The 14,209-nt window shown below is 49.9% G+C and carries 9 protein-coding genes; 6 read left to right on the forward strand and 3 right to left on the reverse strand.

Annotation, left to right across the window (positions count from 1 at the left end):
• The first annotated feature begins 36 nt into the window (after positions 1-36).
• Both BEG40_RS19135 and BEG40_RS19140 read left to right on the forward strand, forming a co-directional pair.
• Complete coding sequence (locus tag BEG40_RS19135; protein ID WP_105285952.1) at positions 37-987, forward strand: carbamate kinase family protein; 951 nt, start codon at positions 37-39, stop codon at positions 985-987.
• A 9-nt stretch (positions 988-996) separates the two neighbouring features.
• Positions 997-2,379, forward strand: coding sequence for an amidohydrolase family protein (locus tag BEG40_RS19140; protein WP_105285953.1), 1,383 nt, complete (start codon positions 997-999; stop codon positions 2,377-2,379).
• 154 nt (positions 2,380-2,533) lie between these two features.
• On the opposite strand, the gene BEG40_RS19145 is transcribed toward BEG40_RS19140, so the two are convergent.
• A complete protein-coding gene (locus BEG40_RS19145) occupies positions 2,534-4,399 on the reverse strand; it encodes a YaaW family protein (protein ID WP_105285954.1) in 1,866 nt (621 codons plus the stop codon).
• A gap of 310 nt (positions 4,400-4,709) precedes the next feature.
• Here BEG40_RS19145 and zorA1 point away from each other — a divergent pair, with 310 nt between their 5' ends.
• The 4 genes from zorA1 to zorD are packed head-to-tail and all read left to right on the forward strand — an operon-like array spanning position 4,710 to position 13,037.
• On the forward strand, positions 4,710-7,265 hold the full coding sequence (gene zorA1 / locus BEG40_RS19150; RefSeq protein WP_000492262.1) for a type I Zorya anti-phage system protein ZorA1: 2,556 nt from the start codon (positions 4,710-4,712) through the stop codon (positions 7,263-7,265).
• A gap of 11 nt (positions 7,266-7,276) precedes the next feature.
• Positions 7,277-8,011: a type I Zorya anti-phage system protein ZorB1 gene (gene zorB1 / locus BEG40_RS19155; RefSeq protein WP_000483325.1), complete on the forward strand. Its 735-nt coding sequence runs from the start codon at positions 7,277-7,279 to the stop codon at positions 8,009-8,011.
• Entirely contained in the window at positions 8,011-9,798 is a 1,788-nt protein-coding gene (zorC, locus tag BEG40_RS19160) for a type I Zorya anti-phage system protein ZorC (RefSeq protein ID WP_105285955.1), read from the forward strand. Before zorB1 ends, zorC begins: the two co-directional genes overlap by 1 nt.
• Complete coding sequence (zorD, locus tag BEG40_RS19165) at positions 9,798-13,037, forward strand: type I Zorya anti-phage system protein ZorD (protein ID WP_105285956.1); 3,240 nt, start codon at positions 9,798-9,800, stop codon at positions 13,035-13,037. Before zorC ends, zorD begins: the two co-directional genes overlap by 1 nt.
• Before the next feature lie 363 nt (positions 13,038-13,400).
• On the opposite strand, the gene BEG40_RS19170 is transcribed toward zorD, so the two are convergent.
• Together BEG40_RS19170 and BEG40_RS22005 are read right to left on the reverse strand one after the other, a co-directional pair.
• Positions 13,401-14,033, reverse strand: a complete 633-nt coding sequence (locus BEG40_RS19170) for a LysE family transporter (protein WP_000371334.1) — start codon at positions 14,031-14,033, stop codon at positions 13,401-13,403.
• Positions 14,006-14,209, reverse strand: a 204-nt coding sequence (locus BEG40_RS22005) for a hypothetical protein (protein ID WP_206748364.1), incomplete at its 5' end; no start/stop codon positions are given. The genes BEG40_RS19170 and BEG40_RS22005, both read right to left, overlap by 28 nt.

Genomic DNA, 14,209 nt, shown 5'->3' on the forward strand with positions numbered 1-14,209 from the left:
CATAACCCCATCACCCTCTGTAGCGGACATAACAACATGAAAGAACTTGTGGTCGTTGCCATTGGTGGCAACAGCATTATCAAAGATAACGCCAGCCAGTCGATTGAGCATCAGGCGGAGGCGGTGAAAGCCGTCGCCGATACGGTGCTGGAAATGCTGGCTTCCGATTACGACATTGTGCTGACCCACGGTAACGGGCCGCAGGTCGGGCTGGATTTACGCCGTGCGGAGATTGCCCACGAGCGCGAAGGGCTGCCCTTAACGCCGCTGGCGAACTGTGTGGCGGATACGCAAGGCGGCATTGGCTATCTGATCCAACAGGCGCTGAACAACCGGCTGGCGCGCCACGGCGAGAAAAAAGCCGTCACCGTGGTGACTCAGGTGGAAGTGGATAAAAACGATCCGGGATTTACTCATCCCACCAAGCCCATTGGCGCATTCTTCAATGAAAGCCAGCGTGACGAATTACAAAAGGCAAACCCTGACTGGCGTTTTGTTGAAGATGCCGGACGGGGCTATCGCCGGGTTGTCGCCTCGCCGGAACCGAAACGTATTGTCGAAGCACCTGCTATTAAGGCGCTGATCCAACAAGGCTTTGTTGTGATTGGTGCGGGCGGCGGCGGAATTCCGGTGGTGCGCAGCGAAGCGGGGGATTACCAAAGCGTGGACGCGGTTATTGACAAAGATCTCTCTACCGCGCTACTGGCCCGTGAAATTTACGCCGACATTCTGGTGATCACCACCGGCGTCGAAAAAGTGTGTATTCACTTTGGCAAACCGCAGCAGCAGGCGCTGGATCGCGTAGATATTGCCACCATGACCCGCTATATGCAGGAAGGGCATTTCCCACCTGGCAGCATGTTGCCAAAAATCATCGCCAGTCTGACATTCCTGGAACAGGGCGGCAAAGAAGTGATTATCACCACGCCGGAATGCCTGCCAGCGGCGCTGCGCGGTGAAACGGGCACCCATATTATTAAAACGTAAGGACGTAAGATGAAAGAAAACAATAGCCGTCGTGAGTTTCTGAGCCAGAGCGGTAAGATGGTCACCGCCGCCGCGCTGTTTGGTACGTCTGTGCCGCTCGCCCATGCGGCGGTTTCTGGCACCACAAACTGCGAAGCGAATAACACCATGAAAATCACTGACCCGCACTACTATCTCGACAACGTGCTGCTGGAAACCGGTTTTGACTACGAAAATGGCGTAGCGGTGCAGACCCGCACGGCGCGCCAGACCGTGGAAATTCAGGACGGCAAAATTGTTGCCCTGCGCGAGAACAAGCAGCATCCGGACGCCACGCTGCCGCACTATGACGCTGGCGGTAAGTTGATGCTGCCCACCACCCGCGACATGCATATTCATCTCGACAAAACCTTTTACGGCGGGCCGTGGCGCTCGCTCAATCGCCCGGCAGGCACCACTATCCAGGACATGATTAAGCTCGAGCAAAAAATGCTGCCGGAGCTGCAACCCTACACGCAGGAGCGGGCGGAAAAACTGATCGATTTATTGCAGTCGAAAGGCACCACCATTGCCCGCAGCCACTGCAATATCGAACCGGTATCCGGTCTGAAAAATCTGCAAAATTTGCAGGCGGTGCTGGCGCGACGTCAGGCGGGCTTCGAGTGTGAAATTGTCGCCTTCCCGCAGCACGGTTTGCTGCTGTCGAAATCGGAGCCTTTGATGCGCGAAGCGATGCAGGCGGGGGCGCATTACGTCGGCGGGCTGGACCCGACCAGTGTTGATGGCGCGATGGAAAAATCCCTCGACACCATGTTCCAGATTGCGCTGGACTACGACAAAGGCGTCGATATTCACCTGCACGAAACCACTCCGGCAGGCGTGGCAGCCATCAATTATATGGTTGAAACGGTAGAGAAAACGCCGCAACTGAAGGGCAAGCTGACCATCAGCCACGCCTTTGCGCTGGCAACGCTCAACGAGCAACAGGTAGATGAACTGGCGCACCGCATGGCGGCGCAGCAAATTTCAATCGCCTCGACGGTGCCGATTGGCACGCTGCATATGCCGCTCAAACAGTTGCACGACAAAGGCGTAAAAGTCATGACTGGCACCGACAGCGTTATCGACCACTGGTCGCCTTACGGCCTGGGCGACATGCTGGAAAAAGCCAATCTGTACGCGCAGCTCTATATTCGTCCTAACGAACAGAACCTCTCCCGCTCGCTGTTTTTAGCCACTGGCGATGTATTGCCGCTCAACGAAAAAGGCGAGCGCGTCTGGCCCAAAGCGCAGGATGACGCCAGCTTTGTGCTGGTGGACGCCTCCTGTTCTGCCGAGGCGGTGGCGCGTATCTCGCCGAGAACGGCGACGTTCCATAAAGGGCAACTGGTGTGGGGGAGTGTGGCAGAGTGATATGCATTTGAAATGTCTGCAACGGTGAGTCGTAAGAGATTTATAGCCCCAGGGAGTGGGGCAGCCTGAATACGGGGTTGTTAGCCTTGATTCTCCTGAGCCGGAGAAATTATGAATGACACCGCTAACCACACCGCAAATATTGCGAGCCGCCTTAAGCATCCGGCAACGCATAACACTTCACTGGTTTACCGTCTTTCATTTCCACCAACATGCGGCTGGTCTGCAACGGCTTGTCCAGCATATTTTGCTGGAATTGGTCGAACGCCTGGCTAGCTTCCTTAATTGCAACTTTTTGCGGCATTAGGCGGTTGTTGCACCATTTTCGCAAAATGACTTTATTGGCGCTGGTGGTATTCGCCTGTTCCGCTACGGCGCTGATGCTATCAATTCGTGACTGTAATTGTTTTTCTACCTTGCTGATAACCGTATCGAACTGCGCGTAATGATGTTCTATAGCCTGCTGGCGGCGCTCTACCAGCATCGTCTGACCCTCACTATGGCTGACCAGATGCAATGCTTGCCCGCGTACCTTCATCGCTAAATCCCACTCCATCGTCCGTTCTTCGATAATTTTTTGTTGCGCCTGAATTTTACTGGTGATTGTTGCGCTACTGAAAAAACTGCCGTCATTTATAGAGGCTACCTTCTCGCCAGCAAAGGCAATATCCGTCAGCAGATGATCCTGGAGTGTTGAAAAATCCTTTTCGATAGCTTCAAGCATTTGCCGTATTTCTGGCGAAGATTGCCCCTCAATGACGACAGGCGTGATTTGCTGTAAATACTGAATAGCGCCGACAATTTCAGATTTGCGGGCATTGTTCTGGAATGCAGAAATCTCCCGAATAGTTTCAATTATCTGCGTTAGTTTGTTGCTGATATCTGCCAGATGTTTTTGCGCCAGTATCGCCGAGGCGACATTCAGTAATATGCCGGCATTGACCAATTGATTCAGTTTGTCAGGGTTCAGCAAAACTGCGTGCGCTTTAATCCCTTTTTCCCCGAGGCTGAAGCCACGATATCCTGAGCCATCTTTCACTTTCGCCAGTGCGCCATCAATAATGACTTCCATATAGTGATGACTGGCAATATGGGCGGCGGTGGCGAGCGAAGGAAGCGTCTGTAAGAGTGGGCCTAACCGTGAAATTTCAGTAATGTCATGCCGTACCAGAGTGTCGGGATGGGTAATTTTATTTAAAGCGATAGACGATACAGTTAAAACGCGCTGCGACTTTTCATTTTCAAACACCCAGCGATTGTCATAGTTTGCGGTTGAAATTGTCGTTGATGATACCGATTCGCTCAGACGGTGATGGCGGGAATTTTTTAAGCGAATCCAGGCAATTTGCACCACACAGGGCAAGGTGATTCGGAACGCCGGGTTGGAAATATCATAAGCGGTATATAAGCCGGTGAGGGCTAACCCGACAGGACCGGTGAGAACGCCCAACACGCGACCTATCCCCAGACCCGCAATTAACGGTAGTGCCTTCCCCGTGGCGATCTGCGCCAGACCGCTTGCTACCATTGCCGCACGTTGCAAAAGTGGCAGCTCCATACGTGACAGCTTATCCAGGCTGATACTGGTGTTAATTCCCATATCGCGGAGAAGCTGACGGCGATCGTCATCTGACATTTTGTTCCAGGATGAAGCGAAAACGGCATCAATAATCAGTGATTCTTTTTCTTTTACCGGGGCATTTTTCGCGACTTTAATTTTCAGATGGCTGGCGACATCGTCAACAATTTCGCTATAGCTAACGCCATTGCCTCGGAACAGATTAATCACGGTGTTACCGCCAAAATGTTGCAGTTCGCGAATCAGCAAACGCAATGTCTCCTCATCAATAGCTTCGCTATTTTTACCATCGCGCAAGGCCTTTTTAACGCGGTCAGACTGGGAAAAATTAAATTTTCCGTCTGGCGTAATGTAATCAATCAGCAGATCGATATCGTTTTTGTCGGCGTTCAGTAGCAGAGCAACCAGCGTTTCATCGCCCTTAATGTCAATCTCACTCATTTAATTGTCTCGTTGAATAGTGACTGGACGTTATTAGAAGCAGCGCGCCCCATGAAAAAGTTTCATACGTAAGTCTGGCGGCGAAAAAATAAAATCCCCAATCTTTGTGGCATAAAGCATAAATTCTGTGAATTATTTTCACCAAGCGATTTAAATTTCTTACGTATGCGTGTGATCAATGTTTTTGTGAGATATATAACGTTTTATTGATGTAAAAATCGAGACTTTTCCTATAATGAGCGGGCGATTTTTTTCCTTGCTGGTGATGTTCTGCCCTGCAAATTTCTTTTCCTTCACTCAAGGTATTTAGATGTTTTCGCTGACTTCGTTCCTCGACACGTTAACCTCTGTTAATCCAGAAAATGTGCCGATTTATGTCGCTATTGTGGTTGGGGTTTTGTTGTTGGGTTTCATTGTCCGTTACGCTATTCCTTCATTTAGGGTTTCAGCGCGCTTTAAACAAAAAGCGAAAGCAATTCGGGGACTTGGCAATGAAAAACCGGCACAACAACTCGAAAAATTAGACGCGTTATTCTCTGATAAATTTTTTGCGCACCCCTGGAGCGAATTTAAAGAGTCTCTACATCGCCAGTTTGAGTTTGATGAAAATAGCGGGCAAAAAAAAATTAGCGCCATTCGCTCAACGGCTCCAGCGTCAGCATGGTTTACGGAACCGTTATTAGTCGAAATTCCTCTCTATACGGAAGCGTTTAAACATCTTCCAGGCATCCTGACCGGAATTGGGATCATCGGCACCTTTTCGGGGTTGATGATTGGTTTGCACCATTTTGACCCCAGCACGCCAGAGCAGGTCAGCGCCAGCGTTGCTAACCTTTTACGCGACGTTCTGTATGCGTTTTTAGGTTCGGCGTTTGCTATTACGTTTTCCATTCTGGTCACCATGTTTGAAAAATGGCGACTGGCGCAATGCTATAAAAACCTTGAACTCCTTACCGCCAGCATTGACCAGCTTTTTGAAGGCGGCGTCGGTGAAGATTACCTTTCGCAACTTCTTTCCAGTACTAAAGAAAACACCACCCATGCGCGGCAACTTAAGGATGGTCTGGTCACTGACCTGCGCGAAATGCTGCAAAATCTGGTGGATAGCCAGATGCGGGAAAATCAAAAGCTGGCAGAGACATTATCAACAACATACCGCGAGTCAGGCCAACAGTTTGCTGAACAGGTCAGTGGCGCTATCGAAACCAGCCTGAAAAATCCGCTGGATAAAATTGCTGGCGTGGTGCAAACCGCCTCCGGCGATCAGAGTCATCGTGTGCAGTCGATGCTGGAGAACGTCCTGACCGCCTTTATGAGCAAAATGGATAACACCTTTGGTCAGCAGTTCACCACCATGCAGGAGATGATGGGGCGTTCAGTGGAAGCCATTCAGTCTATGCAAAGCGGCTTCTCAACGTTGTTGCAGGATATGCGTCAGGCCGGGGATGACTCACGTCAGGGCAGCGCGCAACTGATCTCTCAACTGTTAAGTGAAATGAAAAGCGGTCAGCAGGAGATGCAGGCAGGGATGAATGAGATGCTGCGCAGCTTGCAGGAGTCCGTTGCCCGTATTGGCGCAGAAGGCGAAGGCGCGGGCGAACGGATGGCGCAACAACTGGAAAAAATCTTTGCCGACAGCGAAGCGCGTGAAAAAGCGATGGCGGAACAGATGCGCGCGTTTATTGAGGCTATCCAGTCCAGTGTTCAGCAAGGGCAAAATGAAACCATGGAGAAAATGGCAGCTTCCGTGGATACGCTTGGCAGCCATATGGCGACGCTCTTTGCACAGCTGGAAAATGGTCAGCAGCAACTTAATCAGCAGCAAAATCAGGCGCAAAATCTGCTGATGGGCAATATGAGCAAAGGTGTCGAAACGCTGACGCAAAACCTGGCGGGCGTATTCAGCCAGCTGGAGTCCGGGCAAAAACAGATGAGCCAGACTCAGGAACAGGGGCAACGCGTGCTGCATGAAGAGACTCAGCAGCTTCTGGCACGTAGCGAAGCACGTGAGCAGGCGGCGGCTGAGCAACAACAACAGTTTATGACGTCGTTACAGCAAACCATGCATTCCGGTCAGGATGCCCTGCGAGAAAAAATGACCAGCGGTATCGATCACCTGGGTAGCCAACTTGGCAACCTGTTTGGACAACTGGAAGAAGGCCAGAAGTCGCTCAGTCAGCAACAGCAATCAGCGCAGAGTGCGTTACAACAGGAAGCGCAGCGAATCATTGGTCAGCTTGAAAGTCAGGTTGAGTCGCTGATGCAGATGCTGCGTGAACAGCAATCGGCTTCAGGCGAGCTGCTGCAACGGATGGCGAAAAACACCACGCGCCATCTGGAAGAGATACAAACAGGAGCCGATAAAATGCGCGTGGCTGCAGACCGCTTTGAAGCTGCGGGCGATCGTGTCGCCGAGGCTAATCAGTTGACCGCCGAGGTGCTCAATGGCACGCAACAGGCGGGACGCACGCTTTCCAGTGCCAGCGCGGAGTTGGGGGCATTGATTGCTGATTATCGTAATACCCGCGAAGTCGTGGCGAATGCCATAACGGCACTCGAAACGCTGATTAACCGTAGCCATGATGAACAATCATCGCGCAGCCGTTTTGTTGACGATCTGAAGGCGTACTCTGAACGCCTGCAACAATATAACCGTGAGGCTCAGGAGTTCCTGCATAACATTGCCGAGGTAATGGGAACCAGTTTTGAATCCTTTACGACCGGAGTGGAAAACGGCCTGAATCGTTCACTGCAAGAGATGGATACGCAACTGACGAAAGCGGCGGGAGCCTTAAGTTCTTCGGTTGAGATTATCGGTGAAAGCGTGGATACGCTGGAAACAGTACTCCGTCATCGTCGCGCGTAAGGAACAGGCTGATGTTTAACCGGGTATTTAATGGCAGGCAACGGCGCAGCGATGAAGCGGAAAAACCCTTCTGGATCTCCTATGCAGACTTGATGACCGCCATGATGGTGCTGTTTCTGGTGGTGATGGTGGCGTCACTTAGCTCTGTTACGCAGCGGATCCAGCAGGCGGAAGCGGGGGAGAAATCGCGCGGGCATGATATCGCTCGCCTGTGTGAAAAACTTGAGCTTCAGGCGAAAAATCTCAACAAGACGATTCAGGTTGACTGCCATGACAACCGTATCAGCTTTGGTGAAGCCGGGCGTTTTGAGCACAATCGCTTTGCGCTTAACGCTGAAGGATTACAGGCGCTACAGGATGTGGTGCCGTTAGTGCTGGAGGCGGCAAATAGCGATGAAGGCAAAAAATGGTTTAAGCAAATTGTTATAGAAGGTTTTACGGATACCGACGGTTCTTATCTCTATAACTTGCACCTTTCGTTGCAACGCTCGGAATGGGTGATGTGCAGTTTGCTGGATAGCAGAAGCGCGCTACAGCAAAAAATAACCCCGGAACAGCAAGTCCAGATCCGCAAATTATTTCTGGCGGGCGGGGTTTCGTTCAACAATGCGAAAGAGAGTAAAGAAGCCAGCCGTCGCGTAGAACTGCGGATGCAATTCTTTGGCCTGAAAGACAAAAAGCACGACGAAAGCATGGATGTTGTTCCTGGCATTAGTCAGGAAACCTGTCAGTTGGGAGCCATGTAATGACTTCCGCTATTGAAAAACTGAAAACCCGTTTGCTGCCCTACCGGGAGCAGAACGTGCAGCCGACGGTAAGTCACGCTTTTCACTATCTTCAGCGCGTTATCGCGCAACTTGAGAGGAAGGTAGATGCTCGTGCAGTGCAGATGGTTCCCCCTCTGGAGAAACGCCGTCAGGCCATTGCCCGACTGCGTGCGGGGGAGATGCCAGGGCCCTTCGAGTGGAAGATGATTTTTTTTGGCCTTAATGACGTGGCAGAAGGCGATCTGTTTGAAATTGCATTGATTGATGATGCAACAAACTTCGCGAGGATTATCGCTGAAATTGAACAAAAAATTGCGCAGCAGCGGTTAACACGCCGCGAATGGCTGGCGTTATGTACCAGCTACTTTGGTCATTCCAGCGATACGCCGGAAAAGAATCCACAGTGGCTTCAGCTACGCACGCAAATTGCTCGCGGCTTTCAACAGCTAAAAGAGAGTGCGCCGCGTCAGATGTCCTGGATGTCGGTCATTGACACCTATAGCGATATTTTTACCGATAATGCAGGTTTTCTTCTCGGACAACAGCTTGGGCGTGGAGAAATCACGGATATTTCGGTGCTGGAGAAAGTCGCGCAAATTCCGCAAACCAGCTGGTTATGGCGCAAAATTGTTAACCACCTGGTCAATGAGATTTTTTGCCTGACTGACGATGATTTTCAGCAGAAAATTCATTCTCTTATCGCCTTAAGCCGCCAGCTTACGCGGTTTAAAGATAATATTCTGGCAGCCACGCTGACCCGTTATTATCAGTCGGCTTTTAAACATCAAACGCATTTCGAACTCAAGCAATTAGCCCTGGAATATTGGGGAAATCCACAGTTAACCAGCCGTAATAAAAGCTGGCAGGTTCACGTTGAAAATCCCGTATTACTGATGGTGCAAGGATGGTTCGCCAAAGACGACCTGAAACTGTTCTTTGAATTGCTGAAAGGCAATCGGGATGTTGACCATGCGCGCCTGTTCTACTGGCTACGTTTTGCCAATCAAATGAGCTATACGCGCATTGTGCTGGGCGAAGATGCGTTGCGATCCAAAGATGCCGATTATGTTGAATTCAGGGCGAAAAACGCAGGGCGATTAAGCCGCCTGCAAGGTTCTGGTTCACGCGATAACAATGCCATGATTATGCGCATTGGCGATTATCTGTTTGTCGAATTTTCGAAAGTGGGTGCGATGTATGCCTACCATATGGGGAATGCTCCCTTTAATCCGGAAACCGGCATTCTTGATATTGATTATGATCTGAAAGATAAGCGGAATAACCGCCGTAAAGTCCGGTTGCGTTTACCGCATTTATCGCCGGTATTTCTCTACTCACTCAACCGAATTGAGGGGTGGATGAGCCGATATGATGAAGAACTTCGTAAGCTGGGTATTGATTACGTTGCGGAAGATATAAATCAGTCCTCTGTCACTTTGGATATCTCTCGTTTCAATGCGTCAAAGACCGTGAGTCGGCCTGAACCTGCATCGTTACCTGAACATGAAGTCAGTGATGCAAAGCCAGACCGGGAAGAGCAAATCAAAATCATCGCCTCCTCGTTAAAAGCCAAAAAAGAGCTCCCTGGCCGGGAACAGCAAATCCGGGAGATTATTCGTTCGGTCGATTGCAAAGTGATGGATAAACGAGGGCTGGGGGGCGCAATCCACATTCAGTTCAATGAACCTGACCATGAAGCGGCACAAAAATTACTCAGCCTTGGGTTTAAACCGGTGCTGGGTAAATTTACTTACTGGAGCAAATAGTGTTCAAAAAATTGTTGGGTAAATTTATTAAAGAGAATACCTCACTACCCGCTTCATTTGTGCCGTTGTATGTGATGAAAGAAGAGGGTTTTGCTTTCCCCTTTAGTCTTGCCGATAGCGAAGATAACTGGCCTGTCGCCTCATGCCTGGAACAGCTTCATGAGGAAGATTATGTTTCTCACTGGTCTGATTGCTGGTTTCTTAGCTGGGATGATTTTTATCGCATCCGGAAAAATGACGACTATGCCAGCAGCCTGGCGATTTTCGCTTTTCCCCCACAGCGCAATCTGACGGCTCATCTTGCTGCAACAGGAAGCATTAGCGATGACACTTTTCGCGTTTTCATTGATAAATGGACTCTGCCTGACGACTATCGCCCTGTTGAGATAACTTGCACAGGCGCCAGCTTTTCCTCTGCGGAAGGCACCTTTGTGTTAAGTGAAGAGAACTGGCAACTTCTGGACGCACTACAGCAACTCAGGTTGCAGCAGCGACAGACGCCGGGCGAAACGGTCAACCAAACCAGTTGGGCCAAAATACGGCGGCAGGCCAAAAAAGCAGGGGCAAAACTGGATGACTATCTCGCGAAAACGATCGTCATCAGGCCGGAATCGTTGCAGTTAAAACTGCGGAAATCGCTGGTGGTGGATACTCCGGTGCTGGAAATTGAACCTGTTTTTGATGAGCAGCCTGCCAACTGGTTACAGAGTTTTGACCGCACGCAACAGGTGCAGGATCGTTACCGTGTTTTAGGGGACGATGGTGTCTTAAACCATGTCATTCTTTCTCCTGAAGTCAAAGACGTCCTGACCTCCGTGCACGCTATTACAGGGCGTCGCGTGGCGGGGGATGATGCGCTCTCATTTGTTCGCAACCCCTATACCTGGATTGGTGAAGAGGCGAGCCAGGTGCTCGATCCTGACGTTTATGAGCAGAATTTACAGGACGCCGGGATCTACTTTTATGATTTCCGCCTGGAACCGCAGATTGATGAAAACAGGCAAATTGCGTCGGTAACGCTTCTTCTCAGTCCCAGAACTGAGCAATCTGTGGCGGATGAAACCTATATCTTTAAACGACCTGGTGAACTGGCGGCGTTGCTCTCTGAACTGGATCAAAAGTTAGCGGCACAACTGCCCGCCGGAGTCTGGCAGGGTTACGATCTGGAGCTTTCCAGATTCAGCCAGGAAGAACTGCAAGGTTATCAGGCGTTGCTTGAAAACTGGCAGCACCAGGCGGCGGGAATGAATTTTTCCCACGTCCTCGATCTGAACAAATACAGCGACCGGGTTATCGGGATCGGTGAATTTGAAAAAATAAGTTCGCCTTATCTGGTCAAAAGTGAAAGTGAAAAATGGCTTCCGGAGAACCTTGCGCAAGAGATGTGCGAGGCCATGTTCTCTGGCTGGGATCTCGATAATCATCAACATTTTCAGGAACTGGAAGAGCGGCTGGAAGAGGCAAAAGCCACGGATGCGCCGGAAGTCGCCATGCCCTGGAACGACAACCTTTTGCCCCGTGAAGAAGCAGAAATTTTCCACGATAAATGGAAAAAGAAAATCGATGGCGAAACAAATGATGGTGTCAGTAGTGAGCCGGTCAGTCGCGCCGTTCTGCTGATAGAACAAAATATCGAGCAGGCGCTGTATGTTAAACAACGGCGGGATTCTTTGCTCGGTGCACATCAGGCAGAAGTCGAACTACCGATGATCCTCAAAACGTCCATTCAGCTACGTGAACACCAGCGTAAAGGGGTAGCGTGGCTCCAGCAGTTGTATCTAAAGTCGCCAACCGAGACGGCGGGATGTTTACTGGCAGACGATATGGGGCTGGGTAAAACCTTACAGATTCTAACTTTTCTCATCTGGCACCGTGAACGTTTCCCGGATGCGCCTCCTTCGCTGATTGTTGCTCCGGTGTCGTTACTCGATAACTGGGAGCGTGAGGTTGGGAATTTCTTCCTGCGCGAGCAGGTGTCGATTTTAAAACTCTACGGTAATGAACTTAAGGCGAAGAAATGCGCGAAAGAGAGCATTCCTCAGGCGCTTAAAAGTAAGGGGATTAAGAACTTACTGCAAAGTGACTGGGTGGGGGACGCGCATATTGTTCTTACCACCTATGAGACGTTGCGCGATCAGGAATTTTCGCTGGCTCGCCAACCCTGGTCCATAATGGTGTGCGACGAAGCGCAGAAAATTAAAAATCCGGCGGCATTAATTACCCAATCGGCAAAAGCCATTCAGGCACAATTTAAAGTCGCATGTACCGGGACACCAGTCGAAAATACCCTTGTCGATCTGTGGTGTTTATTTGACTTCGTTCAGCCTGGTTTGTTGGGGGCTTTAAATAATTTTGGTAAAGATTATCTGCGCCCCATTGAGCAACAGAATGATAATGCTGTCCTCGAATCGCTACGTAAATTAATAGAACCGCAGACGCTGCGCCGCACCAAAGAAGAAGTGGCGAAAGACCTGCCGGATAAGATTGAAGATCAACGCTGTAAACAGTTGAATATGCTGCCATTGCAACGGGATCTCTATACCCACTCGGTTGCAAGCTGGCAAAACCAACAGGAGATCAGCGAAGGGCTGGATCAACGAGGCTCAGGTATGCTGGGGTTACTGCATCGCCTGAAACTTATTTGCGCATGGCCTTATTCCGTCAGTGCAGATTTGCGCTTACGGAACGATGCCCCGAAAGTAAAATGGCTGCTGGAGACATTAAATACGATTCGCCAGTCATCCGATGACAAAGTGATTATTTTTACAGAACTGCGCGATATTCAACGAGAACTGCAACATCTGATTGCGCAGCACTTTGGCTTTAAGCCTTTTATTATTAATGGTGATACCAGCACCAAATCTGGCAGCGATCAAAATCGTCAGAGCCTGATCGATGCATTTCAGTCAACGCCCGGTTTTAACGTCATTATTTTATCCACCATTGCGGTTGGGTTTGGCGTCAATGTCCAAAAAGCAAATCATGTCATCCACTTTACCCGTTGCTGGAATCCGGCGAAGGAAGATCAGGCGACCGATCGGGCCTACCGTATCGGGCAGCAGAAAGATGTTTACGTCTATTATCCGACGGTGCGTGATAGCCAGTTAATGACTTTTGAAGAAACGCTGGATGAATTACTGAACCGACGCCGGGCATTGGCGAGAGATATGCTCAAAGGGGCAACCGATCTGACCGCCGCAGATTTTGAAGCGGTGCTGGCGGGTACACCGCAGGCGTAGGGAATGCAATGGGTGATGCTAAGACTCAAAAAAGCGTGCGGAGTTGTCTTCGCTATAACCGGGCGAGTAAATCGACAGGGATTCGTTATTGCTTTATTAATGAACAACAAAGATATTTTGTGAATGTATGAGTTGACATTCATATGAAAAAAATCATAATTCCGTCATGTTTGCGTAGGGCACTTTCTGTATCTTATGCATCGCACCAGGGCCTGACAGAAAATATGCTGTAAGGTTCGTATCAAAAAACCGCCATTAGCTCATCAGGAAGAGCAGACGACAACCAGGATTGTTGTATGGTACGGGGTTCGAGGCCTCGATGGCGGTCCAACTTTTCAATCATATTAATTACCAATCATCAGCTTATTGCCGCGTCATCCCTTCATAAATCAGCCGTAGCGCGAATACACCAATAATCATCCCAATAATCCGACTGGCGACCTGCTGCATACGTCCATATGCGCGACGCACGGCAGGTAAAGAAAACGCCTGACTAAGAAATACACGCCAGATAACAGACGCGAACACGATCCCTGCCCAGGCCATTAAACGCGCCCAGGTCGGCGTTTCTGCACTTAACGTCACTGAGAAGATACTGATAAAAAATAAAACTGTTTGTGGATTAGAGAGATCGGTAATGAGTCCACGGCGGAAAAATACATACCAGGGGGCACTAAGGGGCTGCTGTAACGCGCTCATCTGTGGTGTTGATTGTCGGCGCATACTGTTCCAGGCAAACCATAAGAGATAAGCACCGCCGACGATTTTAATGAGTGAGAAAACCTCTTCACACTGGGTAATGAGCGTTGCCATCCCAAACAATCCCAGCCCGGAATAGATGGCGTCGCCCAGCGCCACACCAAGCCCGGTGAGTACGCCCGCACGACGACCGGAAGCCAGACTGGTTTGAACCACGACAAAGAGATTTGCGCCTGGATTAAAAAATGTGATGACGAACAGTCCCACGGTCAGGTAAACGGCGTGCAAAGGATCCATAGTGATTTCATCCATAAATAAGCTGAATTAACTTCATCATATTTATAGTAAAAATGACTGAATGCGAGCGCGATCACAAAGAACGTTGATCTAAAAAGAGTGCCACCCGCACGTGACGGGCGGCAAAGTGGCATTAAAAGAGATATTTCATGCCCAGCATTCCCTGGGTATCGCTG

The organism is Escherichia sp. MOD1-EC5495 (assembly GCF_002965965.1).
Lineage (GTDB): Bacteria > Pseudomonadota > Gammaproteobacteria > Enterobacterales > Enterobacteriaceae > Escherichia > Escherichia ruysiae.

What these genes read in the sequence shown, in the direction of transcription:
- BEG40_RS19135 (WP_105285952.1), top strand. Translation starts at nt 37, where the DNA reads ATGAAAGAACTTGTGGTCGTTGCCATTGGTGGCAACAGCATTATCAAA.
- BEG40_RS19140 (WP_105285953.1), top strand. Translation starts at nt 997, where the DNA reads ATGAAAGAAAACAATAGCCGTCGTGAGTTTCTGAGCCAGAGCGGTAAG.
- BEG40_RS19145 (WP_105285954.1), bottom strand. Translation starts at nt 4,399, where the DNA reads ATGAGTGAGATTGACATTAAGGGCGATGAAACGCTGGTTGCTCTGCTA.
- zorA1 (WP_000492262.1), top strand. Translation starts at nt 4,710, where the DNA reads ATGTTTTCGCTGACTTCGTTCCTCGACACGTTAACCTCTGTTAATCCA.
- zorB1 (WP_000483325.1), top strand. Translation starts at nt 7,277, where the DNA reads ATGTTTAACCGGGTATTTAATGGCAGGCAACGGCGCAGCGATGAAGCG.
- zorC (WP_105285955.1), top strand. Translation starts at nt 8,011, where the DNA reads ATGACTTCCGCTATTGAAAAACTGAAAACCCGTTTGCTGCCCTACCGG.
- BEG40_RS19170 (WP_000371334.1), bottom strand. Translation starts at nt 14,033, where the DNA reads ATGGATCCTTTGCACGCCGTTTACCTGACCGTGGGACTGTTCGTCATC.